Here is a 17,193-nt window from a genome sequence, read left to right as displayed (position 1 = left end):
TCCCCCAGCGAACTGGAGGAGGATAGGGCTTATTTCGCCTCGACCAGCTCGATCGGGTAGCCGATTTTTTCGAGTTGGGGGCGGACCTTGGCGGCGTCGCCGACGATGATCCAGGTGAACCCCTTGGGGTCGACCGCAGCGCGGATCGCGCGATCGAGTCCGGCGGTGGTCTGGGCACGGTAGCGGGCCGGCAGGCTGGTATAATAATCGTCGGGCCGGCCGAGCAGGTCGCTTTGCATCATCGCCCCGAGCAGCGCCCCGCCGGTCTCGAATTCGCCGGGCAGCTGGTTGATGCTGTTGGCGACGGTGAGTTCTAGTTCTTCACTGGTCACCCCCTTGGTCGACAGGAAATCGGTCACATCGGCGTTGATCGCGGTCAGCGAATCGCCGGTGCGGTCGGCCTGGACCGGTGCATAGACGGCGTAAGCGGTGGCGTTGGCAAGGAGCTGCGCGCCGCCGCCGACGCCATAGGACCAGCCCTTGGTCTCGCGCAGGTCCATGTTGAGTCGCGACAGGAAGTTGCCCCCGAGCACGTCATCTGCGGTACTGAGCGGCACCGTGTCGCTACGCGGATCGACCGGCAGGAGCTGCCCCCCGAAAATCGTCGACTGGGGCGCGCCGGGCCGATCGATCAGCAGGATCCGCGGTGAGGTTGCACGCGGCGTGGGCGCCACGAACGCCTTGACTCCGCGCGGTGCCGCCGGCGCCGCCCAGCTGCCGAAGCGCGCTTCGAGCAGGGGCTTGAGCTCGGCCAGCGGGCGGTCGGAAACGATAAACAGCTTCATCGTGTCGGGGCGCAACCAGCGCTGCTGGAAGCCGGCGAGATCACCCTGAGTGAATTTGGCGATGGCCGCCGGATCACCGCCCGACGGGCCCCCATAGGGATGATTGGCGCCGAATAGCGCGACCGGCAGCATCCGCTGCGCGACCCGCGTCGGATCCTTGAGGGTCTGCGCGATCGAGGCCAGCTTCTGGGCGCGGACCCGGTCGATGTCGGCCGACAGGAAGGCGGGGCGCTGGACGATGTCGGCGAGCAGGTCGAGGCTGGGCGCCAGATTGGGGGTTAGCGACGACAGGATGACGGTCGAACGATCGGCCGAATTGCTGGCCGAAATGTCCGCGCCGAGACGCTCCTCGGCTTCGGCGATCTGCTGCGCGGTGCGCCCGCCGGCGCCTTCTTCGAGCAAGCCCATCGTCATTCCGCCGAGCCCGCGCTGAGTCAGCGGATCGGCCGAGTTGCCGGCATCGAACGAAAGCGCGAGCTGGGTCAGCGGGACCGCGCTACGCTGGGCATATTCGACCATGATCCCGTTGCCGAGCCGATCATGGACGATCGGCGGGATCTGCAGGGCGGCAAGCTGGCCGACCGGTGGCGGGGTGCGCGTCGGCTTGCCGATCACATCGGTGACCTTGGGCGCAGGGGCGGCGGTGACCTTGGTCTCGGCATAGGCTTCACGCTGACCGGGCGAGAGGGTGATGGTCAGCGCCGGGCGGGTCAGCCACTGTTGCATTGCCGCGCGGACGCTGGCCGGGGTGACCGCAGCATAGGCGGCGAGCGTGCGCTTGTAGAAGTCGCTGTCGGCGGCGAAGGTCTGGCCCTCGGCGAGGGTAACCGCCTTGCCGCCGAACCCGCCGACTTGCTCGAGCCCGCGGATTCGACCGGCGATTTCGGCGGTGACCGCGCGCTGCACCTCGTCGGCGGTCGGGCCCTTGGCGATGAAGTCGGCGAGGATGGCGTCGGCGCGCGCAGTGACCGCAGCCGAATCCTGCCCCGGGCGGGCGATCGTTTCGATCTGGAAGATGCTGGCGCGCTGAAGCGACTGGAGATTGGCATCGGCCTTGAGCGCGACCTTATCGTCGCGGACGAGCGTTTTCTTCAGCCGCGAACTGGCGAGGCCGCCGAGGATCGAGGCGCCGACGTCGAGCGAAGCGACCTGGGGCGAGAGCATGCCCGGCACGGCCCAACTGCGCTGGACGATGGTGTAGGCGAGCGCATCCTTGAGCGCGATCGTCCGGGGCGCGGCGAGGGTCGGGACGCCGGCCATCGCCGGACGATTGACCGGTCCGCGTGCGATGGCACCGAAATAGCGCTCGACCAGCGGACGCGCCTTGGCCAGCGTGGTGTCCCCGGCGATGACCAAGACGGCGTTGTTGGGGCCGTATTTGTCGACGAACCACTGCTTGACGTCGGTCAGGCTGGCGGCGTCGAGGTCGGCCATCGAGCCGATCACGCTGTGATGATAGGGATGGCTCGCGGGGAAGAGATTCTCGAGCTGGGCATAGTCGGCGAGGCCGCCGGGCTGGCTGTCGCGCTGGCGCTTCTCGTTCTGGACGACGCTTCGCTGGTTATCGAGGACGCCTTGCGTCACCGCACCGAGCAAATGCCCCATGCGGTCGCTTTCCATGAACAAGGTCCGTTCGAGCGCGCCGGCGGGCACGGTTTCGAAATAGTTGGTGCGGTCGAAGAAGGTCGTGCCGTTGTAATCTGTCGCGCCGATCTGCTGGAGATATTTGAAAAAGTCGCCGGGGAGGTTCTCGCTGCCGTTGAACATGAGATGTTCGTAAAGGTGGGCGAAGCCGGTCTTGCGCGCAGGTTCGTCCTTCGAGCCGACGTTGTACCAGGTCGAGACCGCGACGATCGGCGCCTTATGGTCTTCGTGGACGATGACGGTGAGGCCGTTGGCGAGGCGAAACATGGTGTGGGGAATGGCGACCTGGCGGACGAGGCTCGACACGGGTGCGGCGGGCGCGGGGGCAGCGGCGGCGGGGACGGCAGCGGCGGGGACGGCAGACAGGGCGGTCGCGGCGAGCAGGGCGGCAAGGGTCAGGCGCATGTGTCGAATATCCCCGGTGATTTTATTGTCGGGAGGAGCCTAATCGGTGACCGGCAAGCGCAATCGGGCTTCTCGCCCGGCGGGCGGCACGGTTCGACCAACGGCGGAAATTCAAGGGGATGAACGGCGGGACTGACATCGGCGCGCCAGCCCGCTAGAGGCATCGCGACATGACCGACCTCAAGCACATCCGCAATTTTTCCATCATCGCCCATATCGACCATGGCAAGTCGACGCTGGCCGACCGATTGATCCAGCGCACCGGCGGGCTGACCGAGCGCGAGATGTCGAGCCAAGTGCTTGACAACATGGACATCGAGAAAGAGCGCGGGATTACCATCAAGGCCCAGACGGTGCACCTTGAATGGGTTGCGGCGGATGGCGAGAATTACACGCTCAACCTGATGGACACGCCGGGGCATGTCGACTTCGCCTATGAAGTGTCGCGCTCCCTTGCCGCGTGCGAAGGCGCGCTGCTGGTGGTCGATGCGGCGCAGGGGGTCGAGGCGCAGACGCTGGCGAATGTCTATCAGTCGATCGAGCATGACCATGAGATCGTGCCGGTCATCAACAAGATCGACCTGCCCGCCGCCGACCCCGAGCGGGTTCGCGCCGAGATTGAGGAAGTGATCGGGATCGACGCGTCCGAAGCGGTACTGGCCAGCGCCAAGTCGGGGATCGGGATCGATGAGGTGCTGCAGGCGATCGTCGACAAGATCCCCCCGCCCAAGGGCGACCGCGATGCGCCGCTGAAGGCGATGCTGGTCGATTCATGGTACGACCAGTATCTTGGCGTCGTCATCCTGATCCGCGTGATCGAGGGGCAGCTGAAACGCGGCCAGCTGATCAAGTTCATGGCGACGGGGACCCAGCATCTGGTCGACCGGGTCGGCTGTTTCCGCCCCAAGATCGAGCAGCTTGAGGGATTGGCGGCAGGCGAGATCGGCTTCATCACCGCGCAGATCAAGGAAGTCGCGCAGACCCGGGTCGGCGACACCATCACCGACGCCAAGCGCCCGACCGCCGAGGCGCTGCCGGGCTTCAAACTGGTCCAGCCGGTGGTGTTCTGCGGGCTATTTCCGGTCGATGCCGCCGATTTCGAGAAATTGCGCGAGAGCATCAGCAAGCTGCGGCTCAACGACGCCAGCTTCAGCTTCGAGATGGAGTCGAGCGCTGCGCTGGGGTTCGGTTTTCGCTGCGGGTTTCTGGGCCTGCTCCACCTCGAGATCATCCAGGAGCGGCTGACCCGCGAATATGACCTCGACCTGATCACGACCGCGCCGTCGGTGGTCTATAAGCTGGTGCTGTCGCATTCGAAGACCGAGCCGGCGCAGACGATCGAGCTCCACAATCCGTCCGACATGCCCGACGTCAACCGCATCGAGAGCATCGAGGAGCCGTGGATCGAGGCGACCATCTATGTCCCCGACGAATATCTCGGGCCAATTCTCAAGCTGTGCCAGGACCGGCGCGGGATCCAGAAGAACCTGACCTATGTCGCGGGACGCGCGCAGTTGACCTACGAACTGCCGCTCAACGAAGTGGTGTTCGATTTCTACGATCGGTTGAAGTCGATGTCGAAGGGCTATGCCAGCTTCGACTATCACCAGATCGGGACGAGGCCGGGCGACTTGGTCAAGATGAGCATCCTGGTCAACGAGGAGCCGGTCGACGCGCTGTCGATGATCGTCCACCGCGGGACGGCGGATACGCGCGGGCGCGGGATGGTCGAGCGGCTGAAGGAGCTTATCCCTCGGCATATGTTCAAGATCCCGATCCAGGCGGCGATCGGCGGCAAGGTGATCGCGCGCGAAACGATCGGTGCGATGCGCAAGGACGTGACCGCGAAATGCTATGGCGGCGATGCGACCCGCAAGCGCAAGCTGCTCGACAAGCAGAAGAAGGGCAAGGCGCGGATGCGGGAATATGGCAATGTCAGCATCCCGCAGGAGGCGTTCATCGCCGCCCTCAAGATGGGCGACGAAAATTAGGCGAGGCCTGCTCGACGACCGTCGCATTCGGGGATAGCGTTTCGACTGGCCGTCGGTGCTGGCGAGTCGGTTCGGGAGATTGCCTGTGCGATTAATCGGTCATGCGCTTGTGCTGCTTGTTGCTTGCTCGTTCGGGGTCGAAGCTGCCGCCGCCCCGCCCGGAACTCTGGTCTCGTCCGATCCCGTCGTTGACACTCCCGCCGGCGCGCAGGCGTGGCGAATCCGTTACTGGACGACGAGCGACCGGGGTCAGCCGATCGAAGTGACCGGGATGGTCGTCGCGCCGCGCGAGGCGCTGCCCACCCGCCCGCGCGATGTGGTGGCGTGGACCCACGGCACGTCGGGAGTAGTCGAGCGGTGCGCGCCATCGAACAGCCCACAGTTTTTCGCCGCGACGCCCGGGCTGACCGAGGCGATGAAGCGTGGCTATGTCGTCGTCGCGCCCGATTATCCCGGGCTCGGCAGTGGGACGGCGCATGCCTATCTGGGCGGGGTCAGCGCGGCCAATGCGACCCTCGATGCGGTGCGGGCGGCACGCGACATCGCCGGGGCGGCGGCAGGCAAGCGCTTTGTGGTGTGGGGCGAATCGCAGGGCGGGCATGCCGCGCTGTGGACCGGGCAGCGGGCGCGCGCCTATGCCCCCGACCTTAATTTGCTGGGCGTGGCGGCCGCCGCTCCGCCGACCGACTTGGTTGAGAATTTGCGCGGGGGCAGCGATCCGTCGGTGCGCGCCTTCCTGACCGCCTTCACCGCCTATAGCTGGTCGCAACATTATGGCGCGCCGCTGGCGAGCCTCGGCAATCGCCAGACGCAGGGAATCATCACCCGGCTGGCGCAGAACAACTGCGTCGAGCTGGGGAAGAAGCCCAAGCTTGGGACGGTGCTGGGGGTGATGGCGCTTCGCAGCAGCCTGAAGAATGTCGATTTGGGGTCGATCCGGCCGTGGTCGGACATTGCGCGCACCAACAGCGTGCCCGTGCGCAATCCCGGGGTGCCGATGCTGATCACGCAGAATCCGGCGGACAAGATCGTCTCGCCCGCAGTGACCCGCGCGTATGTGGCAAGGATGTGCCGCAGCGGCGCGCGGCTGCGCTTCGAAAGCGTCAACGGCCAGGGGCATGAGACGAGCGCTCGCGATGCCACCGCGCTGACCATGGAATGGATCGCGAGCCGGTTTGCCGGCGCGCCAGGGCCAAGCAATTGCGGGAGGGCCTGATCAACTGGTTGTTCCTAATTTCCAGCTAATTTAGAGACATTAGCGAATATGGAGGCAACACCCTCCGTCATGCGTTAGAGCGCCATCCATGTCACTCGACCTTCACCATTTGATCGAGCGGTTCGGCGCGATCGGCGTCGGGCTGGGCGGCGCGATCGAGGGCGAGAGCGCGGTGGTGATTGGAGGCGCGATCGCTCGCCACGGGATGTTCTCGCCATGGGGAGCGGCGCTGGCGGCGTTTATCGGCGCATTCTTTTCGTGCCAGCTATTCTTTTATGTCGGTCGGTCGCAGCGCGAGCATCGGCTGGTCCAGCGGATCACCGAGAAGCCTGTCTTCGCCCGCGCGCTGATCCTGATCGAGCGGCACCCGCGGCTGTTCTGCTTCGGCTTTCGGTTCATTTACGGATTCAGGATCGCGGGGCCAGTGGCCATCTCGATGAGCCGGGTCAAGGCGCGGGACTTTGCGCTGTTGCAGCTGGCGTCGGCGGCAATCTGGGGACCGGGCCTGGTTTGGCTGGGATACACGTTCGGGCGGCAGATCGTGTGGCTGGTGAAATTGCTGTTGACCCCGGCCAATGCGGTGATTGCGGCGGCGGCCGGGATTGGGTTGCTGCTCGGCTGGCTCGAGTGGCGGCGGCGGCGCGTGCCGACGAGCGGGCGACCCGAGCTTGGCTGAGCGCGCAGTATTTTTCGATCCGACCGGGCGACGGCGACGGCGCTTTGCGGTGTCGGCGATCCTGTTTGTGCTGCTGGTGGTGCTGTCGCTGGCGGGGCTGGCGGCGACGATCCAGCTGCTGCCCGCGGCCGAACCCCTGCCCGTCGCGCTCGAACGGGGCAAGGCGCTGCCACCGCCGCGCACGAGCCTGCTCGCTCAGACCGAGCGGTCGATCAACAATGCCATCGCCCGGCTGAAAGGTGCGCGCCCGCCCAGTGCCCGGAAAGTCGGGGCAAAACAGGCGACCGCGACTGCAACGGCGATGGGCAGGCCGCTCGCTATCGGCTTTTATACGCCGTGGGACGTCAGTTCGACCGCGTCGCTCCAGCGCCATATCAATGACATCGACTGGCTCGCGCCGGTGTGGCTGACGGTAACGGGAGACACGCATGACCTCAATGTGCTGCCCGATCCGCAAGGCCGGGCGATCCTCAACACGAGCAAATATCGGCCGCTGATCCTGCCCGTGGTGCAGAATGCCCAGCTTGGCGTGTGGCAGGGCAAGCAGGCCGGCGCGCTATTCGCCGATCGCGCGGCCCGGCGCGCATTGCTGGTCCAGATCGAAGCCTTCCTGGTGGCCAATCATGCATCGGGCGCGGTGTTCGATTTTGAGGAGCTGGATCCGGCGGCGCAGGCCAATTACCGGTCGTTCCTGGCTGAGGCCAACTCCGCGTTCGACAAGCATGGCTGGATCACGACGGTGGCGGCGCCGGTCGATGGCGGGTGGGATCTGCGCGCCACCGCCGCCGCCGTCGATCGCGTGTTCCTGATGGCCTATGACGAGCATTCGAACGATGGCCCGGCGGGGCCGATCGCGTCGCAGGGCTGGTGGGCAACGACGTTGGCGAAAGCGCTGCGCGAGGTGCCGCGCGACAAGGCGATCGTGACGATCGGCAATTATGCCTATGACTGGCATGAGGGCAGCGGCGATCCGCTCAATGTCGAGGAAGCGTGGCTCGACGGGGCGGACAGCGACGCGATGCCAATGTTCGATCGCGCGAGCGGCAATTCGAGCCTGGCCTATGACGATGAATATGGCCACCGGCACACGCTGTGGATGCTCGACGCGGCATCGGCGTTCAACCAGCTGACGCTGCTCGACAAGGCCGGGACCAACAGCGTCGGGCTGTGGCGGATGGGCGCCGAGGATCCGGCGCTGTGGTCGGTGTTCGGGCGGAGCGCGCCAATCCCCCGCAATCCAACCCTGATCGAGCATTTGCCGCAGGGGACCAATGTCGATGTCGAGGGGACGGGCGAGATATTGCGTATCTCGTCGCTGCCCACGCCGGGCGAACGGCGGCTGGTGCGGGGCAAGGACGGGCTGATCGAGAACGTCAGTTTCGCCAGCCTGCCGCGACCCTACACGATCACGCGGACCAATTATCAGCCGGGCATGGTGGCGCTGACCTTCGACGATGGACCCGATTCGCGCTGGACCCCGCAGATCCTCGATATCTTGAAGGCCAAGGGCGTGCCCGCGACCTTTTTCATCGTCGGCGAAAATGCGCTGACCGAGCGCGGCCTGCTCAGTCGGATGCTGGCCGAGGGGCATGAGATCGGCAACCACACCTATACCCATCCCAATCTGGCGACGACGGGTCGGACGCAGACCTTGTTCGAGCTCAACGCCACCCAGCGCCTGTTCCAGGCGTTTACCGGGCGCACGATGAAATTTTTCCGTGCGCCCTATTTTGGCGATGCCGAGCCGACGACTGCGGATGAAATCAAGCCCGCTCTCGAGGCACAGCAACGCGGCTATATTTCGGTTGGGCTCCATGTCGATGCCCAGGACTGGCAGCGGCCCGGCGTGACTGCGATCGTCAACAATGTCGTCACCGGAGTGGTGTCGAAGACGGGTAATATCGTGCTGCTCCACGATTCGGGGGGTGAGCGCAGCCAGACGATCGCCGCGCTGCCCGCGATCATCGACCGGCTGCGCGCGGCGGGGTATAAATTCGTGCCGGTTTCGACGCTGGCGGGGCTGAGCCGAGATCAGGCGATGCCATTGTTGTCACCGGGGGACCGGGTGGCGGCGCGGATCGACCTGGCGGTGTTCGAGAGTCTTGGCTTTTTCGTCAACGCGCTGTCCTTCCTGTTCGCCGCCGCGATCAGCCTTGGTATCCTTCGCGCGGTGACCCTGAGCGGGTTGGCGCTGATCGGGGCGCGGCGCGAGAACCGGACGATTTTCCCGGCGATCGATCCCGAGCGCTTCGTCAGCGTGCTGATTCCGGCCTTCAACGAGGAGCGAGTGATCGAGCGGTCAATCCGCCAGGTGCTGGCGAGCGAACGGGTCAGGATCGAGGTCATCGTGATCGACGACGGGTCGAGCGACGGTACGTCGGCGGTGGTCACCGGGCATTTTGCCGAAGATCCGCGCGTGCGGCTGCTGACCATTCCCAATGGCGGCAAGGCGGTGGCGCTTAATCGCGGCCTGGAACTGGCGAGCGGCGAGATCGTGGTCGCGCTGGATGCCGATACGCAGTTCGAGCCCAAGACGATCGCCCGGCTGGCGCGCTGGTTCGTCGATCCGAAACTGGGTGCAGTGGCGGGCAATGCCAAGGTCGGCAATCGCGTCAACTTGGTCACCAAGTGGCAGGCGCTGGAATATATCACTGCGCAAAATCTGGAGCGGCGGGCACTCGCGCAACTTGGTGCGATGACGGTCGTGCCGGGCGCGGTCGGGGCATGGCGCAAGGCGGCGATCGCCGAGGTCGGGGGCTATCCGCCCGACACGCTCGCCGAGGACCAGGATTTGACCATCGCCGTCCAGCGCGCCGGGTGGACGGTGATGCACGACCAATATGCGGTGGCGTGGACCGAGGCGCCACAGTCGCTCCGCCAGCTGGCCCGGCAACGATTCCGCTGGGCATTCGGGACGATCCAGTGCGTGTGGAAGCACAAGCGCATCCTGGCGAGCGGACGGCCGAGCGGGCTAGCAATCGTCGGGCTGCCGCAGGTCATGCTGTTCCAGCTGGTCTTTTCGATTATCTCACCGATCATCGACCTTGCGCTGATCGTCAACATCGTGGCGACGCTGACCTCGATCCACGAACATGGGATGACCGCGGTCAAGGGCGATCCGGCGCGAATGGGGATGTTCTGGCTTTTGTTCGCGGCGATCGACCTGACCGCCGGGCTGATCGCCTTCGTGCTCGAAAAGCGCGAGAACAAGCGGCTATTGCTATGGCTGGTGCCGATGCGGTTCGTCTATCGCCAGACGATGTATTATGTGGTGATCAAGGCGATCGTCCAGGCGCTGCGGGGCCCACGCGTCGGCTGGTCGTCGATCGCGCGCAGCGGCGAGGCGAAGGTCGGCGCCTGAAACCGGCAGCGTCCCGACGAAGGCAAATTCCCCCGCTAGCCCGCCAGTTTTTGCTTCGCGCTGAGACCGTGGGCCATTTCGCTGGCGCGGGCGTAGCTGAGCGGGCGGCCGAAGAGATAGCCCTGGATCGTGTCGCAACCCAACTCGCGCATCCGTTCAAAATCCTGTGCGGTCTCGACACCCTCGGCGGTGACCGACATGCGGAACGACTTGGCGAGCTGGACGATCGACTGGATGATCGCGACATTTTCGGGCCGGGTGCCGGCCTCGCGGACGAAGCTGCCATCGATCTTGAGCTTGTGGAACACCGCCTTGTTCAAATAGCCGATCGACGAATAGCCGGTCCCGAAATCGTCGAGCGCGATGCCGACGCCGAGGCTGCGCAAACGGCGAAGCACGTCGAGGGTCGCACCGTTATCGCCGATGAAGACGCCTTCGGTGACTTCAAGTTCGAGTCGGTTGGCCGGGACCTTGTGCCGGGCGAGTGCCTGGCTGACGATGTTGGGCAGGGCCGGCTGGATCATCTGCTTGGGGCTGATGTTGATCGCCAGGGTGAGCGGCTCGGGCCAGGTCGCGACGGCGCGGCAGGCTTCCTCAATGACCCAGTCGCCGATGGTCGGCATTAGCCCCGATTCCTCGGCGACGGGAATGAACACGAACGGCGGGACCAGCCCGCGCTGGGGGTGATTCCAGCGGATGAGGGCTTCGAACCCGACGAGCTTCTGGCTTTTGGCCGAGACCAAAGGCTGGAACAGCAAGTGGAACTGCTTGAGCGCGATCGCCTGGCGGAGGTCGGATTCGAGGCGGACGCGGTCCTCCTGCTCGGACTGGAGTTCGGAACTGAAATATTTGGCCATGCCGCGCCCGGCGCCCTTGGCCTCGTACAAGGCGAGATCGGCCTTGAGAATGAGGTCGTCGACCGTCGCGCCGTCGATCGGGCCGAAGGCGCAACCGATCGACACGCCGATCATGATCTCCGTCTGGTCGATCATGTAGGGCTGTGCGATCGATCGGATGATGCGGTCGGCCAGGCCCTCGATCTTGCGGCGCGACTGGGCGTCGGGGATGACGATGGCGAATTCATCGCCGCCCATCCGCCCGACATGGCCGTCGCCGGCCACTTCGTCGCATAGCCGCTTGGCTACCGCTTGGAGGACAGCATCGCCCTTGGGGTGGCCAAAGGTGTCGTTGACCGGTTTGAACCCGTCGAGATCGAGGAACATGATCGCGCACGGCACATTGCCCACGGTGGCGGCGCGCAACGCCTCTCCGAGGAGCTGGCGGACCCGACCGCGGTTGGGCAGCCCCGACAGGACGTCGACATTGGCGAGGTGGGTCAGTCGTTCCTGCGTCTGGCGAACTTCGGTGATATCCGATCCGACCCCGCGAAAGCCTTCAAAGCGCCCGGCGGTATCGATGATCGGATCGCCGGCGATCGAGATCCAGCGCGTGCCCCGCGCGGTGCCAAGCTCCATTTCGAGCGAGGTGAAGGCCTGCTTGTGAAGCAGGACGCGGCCCAGCTCGGCATGGCCGCCGAGCAGCGAGGGCAGCGAATGGCCGAGGATCTGCGCTGAAGGACGATTGAGCAGCGCGGTCATCCGGCTCGAGATATAGGTTACCCGATTGTCGGCATCGATTTGCCACAGCCAGCCGACGCCGCGCTGTTCATATTCCTGGAGCAGGAGCGAGGCCGATTCGCTCTGGCTGCCGATGTCGGCATTGGTCTTGAGCTGTTCGAACGCCCAGCGCGCAATCGACAAGACCCCGAGCACGGCGAGGCCAAGCGTGAACACTGCCCCGAGCATGTGCTGGAACGGGATCGAGGAACGACCAAGGAAAAGTTCGACGGTGAGCCCGGCGACGAACGCGCTGAGCCAAACGGTGGCGCAGGTCGGGATCATGATCAGCCCGACCGCGGCGGTGCCAACCGCGGCGGTCAGCGAGGCGACCACGATCTGGTCCGACGGGCCAAGCGAGGGGAACAGGTAGAGCGGTAGCGACAGCCAGACGATTGCGCGGCCGACGACGTCACCCTTCATGTGCAGCGCGGGGACATTGCGTCCCGAGCGACCGACGTGGGTGATCGCCTGGGTTTGGGCAAATTTGGTCGCAAGGAGGTTGGCGCCGATGACCCCAGCGGCCCATGGCGCCAGATAGATGGCCGATACATTCGGCCATAGCGCGGCGCAGACGCACAGCATCGCGACGATGTTGGCAGCCGAGAAGAAGACGGCAAGCTGGCCACGCGAGATCAGCTGGATATCGCGAAGCGGCGAGGAGCCGTCGTCGTCGCCGACCTGGTTGGTCAGCCCGAGCGATTCCCCACCCGGGAGCCGGGCAGCAGTCAGCCTTTTATATCGGTCCGGTGCTTCGTACATTCCCACGTCCAATTGGTAGGATGCAGGAATAGGCCGGGGAGGGTTTAGAGCGAGTTAAGGCCAGCCCTCAAATATCGCTTATTTTCGAGTCGGCATCTATTTTGAGAGTCCAAGCGGATCAAGCTCGCGGGTGACGAGCGGGTGATAGAGCGGCCGTGCGCGGGGATAGAGGGCGTTGGCGATCGGCCGGCCCCAAGCGCTGTCCTTGGCCATCGCCTTGAACAGCGGCTTGACGAACTTGCCGCGACCATTGGCCAGCAGGAACTGAGCGATACTCGGCCGGGCGGGGTCGAAGCGGTTGGCGATGGCGAGGTCGAGCCAGGCAAAGCGGACTTCGCTGTTGGGGCTGTCGTTGAGCGCGAACGCGGTGTTCAGGGCAGCGAGGCGGCCGGGGGCAAACGTGCGCGGGACATGGGTGAGGAACTGCAGCCGCTCGTCGGTCGTCCAATGGCCCCACGCGGCGGGATCTGGCGCACCACCGGCGGTAAAGGCGGCGACCGCCTTGTTCTGGTCGGCGAAGGCGGCGGGATCGGCCGGGATGGCGTTGGCGGGGATGCCGGGCTGGTAGACCCAGTCGTCGAGCATCAGCTTTGTCTCGAGCGCCTTGTCGCCCTTGATCAGATGCTGACGAATGTCGGCGAGGAAGATCGACGAGGTGACGGGGCGGAAGGCGTGGCGATCGAACCAGCCCTTCAGATAGGCGTCGAATGCCGGGCGTCCGACCGCGGCTTCGATCACGCGAAGGAAGGCAGCGCCTTTTTCATAGGCGATGTCGGTCAGCCCGTCGTCGGGGTGGCGGCCCGCAAGATTCTGGTGAAGCTGGGTGTCCTTCGAGGTCGGGCCGCCGGCGTCGGTGACCGCTTTGTCCTGCGAGTCGATACCGAGCGCGACCTGCTGCGATGCGACTTTCCTGCCATAGAGCTGCTCGACGATACGGCGCTCGGCGTAGGTCGTCATGCCCTCGTTCAGCCAGATGTCGCCCCACGTCGCGTTGGTCGCCAGATTGCCCGACCAGCTGTGTGCCAGCTCATGGGCGACGAGGCTGACGAGGCTCTTGTCGCCAACGATGAAGGTCGGGGTGAGGAAGGTCAGGTTGGGGTTTTCCATCCCGCCGAAGGGGAAGGAGGGCGGCAGGACGATGACGTCGTAGCGACCCCATTTATAGGGGCCGTAAAGCTGCTCGGCGGCGCTGACCATCTTCTCGCTGTCGGCGAGCTCGGTGGCGGCGGCGGGCAACGTGGCGGGTTCGGCCCAGACGCCGGTGCGGGCACCAAGCGATCGGAAAGCGAGGTCGCCGACGGCGATGGCGATGCCGTAGCTGGGGACCGGATGCTGCATGCGATAGGCGAAGCGCGCCTTGCCGGCGGGGAGGGCGGCGGAATCGGCGCGATCGTCCTTCTGGCCACTCATGACCGCGGTGAAGCCGGCCGGCACGGTGATCCTCGCTTCCCAGCTCTGGCGGATGCCGGGCGAATCCTGGGTCGGGATCCAGCTTCGATTCTCGATCGATTCACCCTGGCTGAACAGGAAGGGGAGTTTCTTTCCGGCGGTCTGGGCCGGGGTCAGCCATTGCAGCGCGCCGGCGTCGGGGGCCGATTTGTAGTGGACGACGAAGTGGCGGGCGGCGCCGATCCGGACGGTCAGCGGGGCGCCCAATTTCGGGTCGACCGCGCCGACCTGCCACGGCAGCGCCTTGCCATGGCCGTCATCGATCGAGGCGATGTCGAGGCCCTTGTCGTCGAGGATGATGGTATCGACCCCGGGCCTGGCATCGACGTCGAGTGCGGCGGTGCCGGCGATGCGCTTGCCCGCCATGTCGACATCGAGGTCGAGCGCGACATGGGTGACCCGCGCGTCGAGCGGCTTGGCGAAGCTGTGAGGATCAACCGCGTCGGGGGCATCGAGGATCGGCGCGATGTCGCCGGCGCTGGCGGTGGTTGGGGCGGCGGCGTTGCCCTGGGGCAGCGCGCCTTGCTGGCAGGAGGCGAGCGCGAAGGCAGTGACGGCAATCAGGTTACGCATGATCGGTCCTGGGGTTGGACCCGCAGCAACAGCGCGGGCTATTTTCGGTCGGGCTATTTCTTGCGGGTGAAGTCGACAGCGACGACGTTGCTGCCATCGTCGACCTGGGGGGTGACGGGGATGTCGTTCTGGGGAAGATCGTGGGTCTCATGCTCGAGCGGGGCGCCGCTGGCGAGGAACTTCAAGCTGAAGTCGACCGCCGGATCGACGAAATCGGTGACCGCCGCGAACGGTACGACCAGCGTCGAGGGAATGCCGCCGAACGACAGGCCGACCGAGAAAAACTCGTCCTCGACCTTGAGGTCCCAGAAGCGGTGCTGGATGACGATCGTCATCTCCTCGGGGAAGCGCTCCATGAGGTGCCTGGGGATCGACACGCCGGCGAGCCGGGTGCGGAAGGTGATGTAGAAATGATGCCCGCCCGGCAGCACGCCGGTCGATTCGACTTCGCGCAGAACCCGGCCCACGACCTCGCGCAGCGCCTCCTGCACGATCTCGTCATAGGGAATGAGGCTTTCAGGCGTGTCGTCGACCATCGTGTCGTGGTAGCGCCGGGGTCGCCCCGGTCAAGCGGAAGAGATAAGATGCCAATCGATGCCAGCCTGCCTTACGACGACAGCAACGTATTCGCGCGGATTTTGCGGGGGGAATTGCCCGCCAAGAAAGTCCACGAAAGCGAGCACAGCCTTGCCTTTCATGATCTCCACCCGCTGGCGCCGATCCATGTGCTGGTGATTCCCAAGGGCGCCTATGTGTCGTGGGACGATTTTTCGGCCAAGGCGTCGGATGCCGAGATCGGCGATTTCGTGCGCGCGGTGGGCGACGTTGCGCGGATGACGAGGGCCTCGGCGCAGGGCTATCGCCTGCTAAGCAATTGCGGCAAGCGCGGCGGGCAGGAAGTGCCGCATCTGCACGTCCATTTGTTTGGCGGGGCGCCGCTCGGGCCGATGCTGGCGCGATAGCCGTCGGCTGGCGCGATAAGCCCTTCTGATCTGGAGGGATTGCGCGAACCGCGCGACACGCTAGGCTCTGCGCCCAATAAGCCCGCGCCCGAGCGCGCAGCCCAAGGGGAAGTCCATGTTGTTCGACCGCGTAAAATCTTTGGACGCGATCCTCGCGACCGCCGAGAAGAAGGGGCTGCACCGATCGCTCGGCGCGTTCCAGCTGACCATGCTCGGGGTCGGCGCGGTGATCGGCACCGGGATTTTCGTGCTGACGTCCGAAGCCGCGCAAAAGGCCGGGCCGGGCATGCTGCTCAGCTTCGTCATCGCCGGCTTCGTCTGCGCGGTTGCGGCGCTGTGCTATTCCGAACTGGCGTCGATGGTTCCGGTATCGGGCTCGGCCTACACCTATACTTATGCCGTGATGGGCGAGTTGATGGCGTGGATGGTCGGCTGGGCGCTGATCCTGGAATATGCCGTGGGCGCATCGGCCGTGGCGGTCGGCTGGTCGGGCTATTTTGTCGGCTTCATGGGCCATATCAATGACTTCCTGCCATTTATCCCCAACATGACCATCGCCAAGGAATTTGCGGTCGGGCCAAGCCAGGGCGGGCTGATCAACCTGCCGGCCGTCGTCGTCTCGATCCTTGTCACGCTGCTGCTGATCGCCGGGACGACCGAAAGCGCACGCTTCAACGCCGTGCTGGTGTCGATCAAAATTACCGCGCTAACGCTGTTCATCATCCTCACCGTCCCGGTCATGAAGGGCGTCGAATTCCATCCGTTCGTGCCCAATGGCTGGGGCACGATCGGGGTCGTTGGCGCGGCGTCGTCGATCTTCTTCGCCTATGTCGGCTTCGATGCGGTCTCGACTGCGGCCGAGGAAACCAAGAACCCGCAGCGCAACGTTCCGATTGGACTGATCGGAAGCCTGGCGATCTGCACCATCTTCTACCTGCTCGTTGCCGCCGGTGCGATCGGCGCGATCGGGGCCCAGCCGGTCGCCGGTGTCAATGGCGAAGTGCTTTCGCCAGGTTCGTCCGAGCTAGCTGCGCGCTGCGCCGCAATCGTGGCGAGTGGCGTGAGGGAGCCGCTGGCATGCAGCCACGAGGCTCTGGCGCACGTGCTGCGCAGCGTCGGCTGGACCAAGATCGGCAATTTGATGGGGGTTGCCGCCTTCCTCGCGCTGCCGTCGGTCGTGCTGATGATGATGTTCGGCCAGACCCGCGTGTTCTTCGTCATGGCACGCGACGGGCTGCTCCCCGAGAAGCTGGCCAGCGTTCATCCGCGCTTCAAGACCCCGCACGTCGTGACGGCTTTTACGGGCATTGTCGTGACCATCGCGGCGGCCTTCCTGCCGGTTGGCAAGCTGGCCGATTACTCCAACTCGGGAACCTTGTTCGCCTTCGCGATGGTCGCCATCGCGGTGATGGTGCTGCGCAAGAAGGACCCCAGCCGCCATCGTCCGTTCCGCACCCCGGCGATCTATGTGGTCGCGCCGCTGGCGATTGTCGGCTGCGTCGGGCTCTACCTGTTCCTGCCGTTCGTGGCGCAGATGGTGCTGTTCGGCTGGGGCGCGATCGGGTTGCTGATCTATTTTGGTTATTCGCGCAGCCGCAGCCATGTCGGGCTTGGTCGCAGCGAGGTCAATGAACTCGACCCCGATGCGCCGCCGCAGCCGGTCCCGCCGCTGCCGGGCGCGCATACCCCTGGCGGCCGGGACGCCTGAGCTCAGATAGGGCGGGGCGCTTGGGCTTTCCCGGCGCTCCGCCTA

The 17,193-nt window shown here is 65.3% G+C and carries 10 protein-coding genes; 6 read left to right on the top strand and 4 right to left on the bottom strand.

Translation table 11 applies throughout. The annotated features are described in order from the left end of the window. Nucleotides 1-29 precede the first annotated feature (29 nt). A complete protein-coding gene (locus U1700_RS03400; RefSeq protein ID WP_332750147.1) occupies nt 30-2,834 on the bottom strand; it encodes a M16 family metallopeptidase in 2,805 nt (934 codons plus the stop codon). Between the two features lie 170 nt (nt 2,835-3,004). Here U1700_RS03400 and lepA point away from each other — a divergent pair, with 170 nt between their 5' ends. From lepA to U1700_RS03380, 4 genes are all read left to right on the top strand, one after another. Then, nucleotides 3,005-4,825: a translation elongation factor 4 gene (gene lepA / locus U1700_RS03395; RefSeq protein WP_332750145.1), complete on the top strand. Its 1,821-nt coding sequence runs from the start codon at nt 3,005-3,007 to the stop codon at nt 4,823-4,825. A 109-nt stretch (nt 4,826-4,934) separates the two neighbouring features. Next, nucleotides 4,935-6,041: an alpha/beta fold hydrolase gene (locus U1700_RS03390; protein WP_332750144.1), complete on the top strand. Its 1,107-nt coding sequence runs from the start codon at nt 4,935-4,937 to the stop codon at nt 6,039-6,041. Nucleotides 6,042-6,129: 88 nt separating this feature from the next. Next, a complete protein-coding gene (locus U1700_RS03385) occupies nt 6,130-6,717 on the top strand; it encodes a DedA family protein (protein WP_332750143.1) in 588 nt (195 codons plus the stop codon). After that, entirely contained in the window at nt 6,710-10,078 is a 3,369-nt protein-coding gene (locus tag U1700_RS03380) for a polysaccharide deacetylase family protein (RefSeq protein ID WP_332750142.1), read from the top strand. Before U1700_RS03385 ends, U1700_RS03380 begins: the two co-directional genes overlap by 8 nt. Before the next feature lie 35 nt (nt 10,079-10,113). On the opposite strand, the gene U1700_RS03375 is transcribed toward U1700_RS03380, so the two are convergent. From U1700_RS03375 to U1700_RS03365, 3 genes are all read right to left on the bottom strand, one after another. Beyond that, nucleotides 10,114-12,456: a putative bifunctional diguanylate cyclase/phosphodiesterase gene (locus tag U1700_RS03375; RefSeq protein ID WP_332750141.1), complete on the bottom strand. Its 2,343-nt coding sequence runs from the start codon at nt 12,454-12,456 to the stop codon at nt 10,114-10,116. 96 nt (nt 12,457-12,552) lie between these two features. Next, entirely contained in the window at nt 12,553-14,478 is a 1,926-nt protein-coding gene (locus U1700_RS03370) for a M1 family metallopeptidase (RefSeq protein ID WP_332750140.1), read from the bottom strand. A 53-nt stretch (nt 14,479-14,531) separates the two neighbouring features. Further along, nucleotides 14,532-15,014, bottom strand: a complete 483-nt coding sequence (locus U1700_RS03365) for an SspB family protein (protein ID WP_332750138.1) — start codon at nt 15,012-15,014, stop codon at nt 14,532-14,534. A 48-nt stretch (nt 15,015-15,062) separates the two neighbouring features. Here U1700_RS03365 and U1700_RS03360 point away from each other — a divergent pair, with 48 nt between their 5' ends. Then, entirely contained in the window at nt 15,063-15,440 is a 378-nt protein-coding gene (locus tag U1700_RS03360) for an HIT domain-containing protein (RefSeq protein ID WP_332750136.1), read from the top strand. 115 nt (nt 15,441-15,555) lie between these two features. After that, complete coding sequence (locus U1700_RS03355; protein ID WP_332750134.1) at nt 15,556-17,148, top strand: amino acid permease; 1,593 nt, start codon at nt 15,556-15,558, stop codon at nt 17,146-17,148. Nucleotides 17,149-17,193: the final 45 nt, after the last annotated feature.

Origin of the sequence: Sphingomonas sp. RB1R13 (genome assembly GCF_036663775.1) — a bacterium.
Classification (GTDB): domain Bacteria; phylum Pseudomonadota; class Alphaproteobacteria; order Sphingomonadales; family Sphingomonadaceae; genus Sphingomicrobium.
The sequence above is the reverse complement of the archived record's forward strand: the minus strand, read 5'-3'. Positions and strand labels throughout refer to the sequence as shown.

What these genes read in the sequence shown, in the direction of transcription:
- U1700_RS03400 (WP_332750147.1), bottom strand. Translation starts at nt 2,834, where the DNA reads ATGCGCCTGACCCTTGCCGCCCTGCTCGCCGCGACCGCCCTGTCTGCC.
- lepA (WP_332750145.1), top strand. Translation starts at nt 3,005, where the DNA reads ATGACCGACCTCAAGCACATCCGCAATTTTTCCATCATCGCCCATATC.
- U1700_RS03385 (WP_332750143.1), top strand. Translation starts at nt 6,130, where the DNA reads ATGTCACTCGACCTTCACCATTTGATCGAGCGGTTCGGCGCGATCGGC.
- U1700_RS03375 (WP_332750141.1), bottom strand. Translation starts at nt 12,456, where the DNA reads ATGTACGAAGCACCGGACCGATATAAAAGGCTGACTGCTGCCCGGCTC.
- U1700_RS03370 (WP_332750140.1), bottom strand. Translation starts at nt 14,478, where the DNA reads ATGCGTAACCTGATTGCCGTCACTGCCTTCGCGCTCGCCTCCTGCCAG.
- U1700_RS03365 (WP_332750138.1), bottom strand. Translation starts at nt 15,014, where the DNA reads ATGGTCGACGACACGCCTGAAAGCCTCATTCCCTATGACGAGATCGTG.
- U1700_RS03360 (WP_332750136.1), top strand. Translation starts at nt 15,063, where the DNA reads ATGCCAATCGATGCCAGCCTGCCTTACGACGACAGCAACGTATTCGCG.
- U1700_RS03355 (WP_332750134.1), top strand. Translation starts at nt 15,556, where the DNA reads ATGTTGTTCGACCGCGTAAAATCTTTGGACGCGATCCTCGCGACCGCC.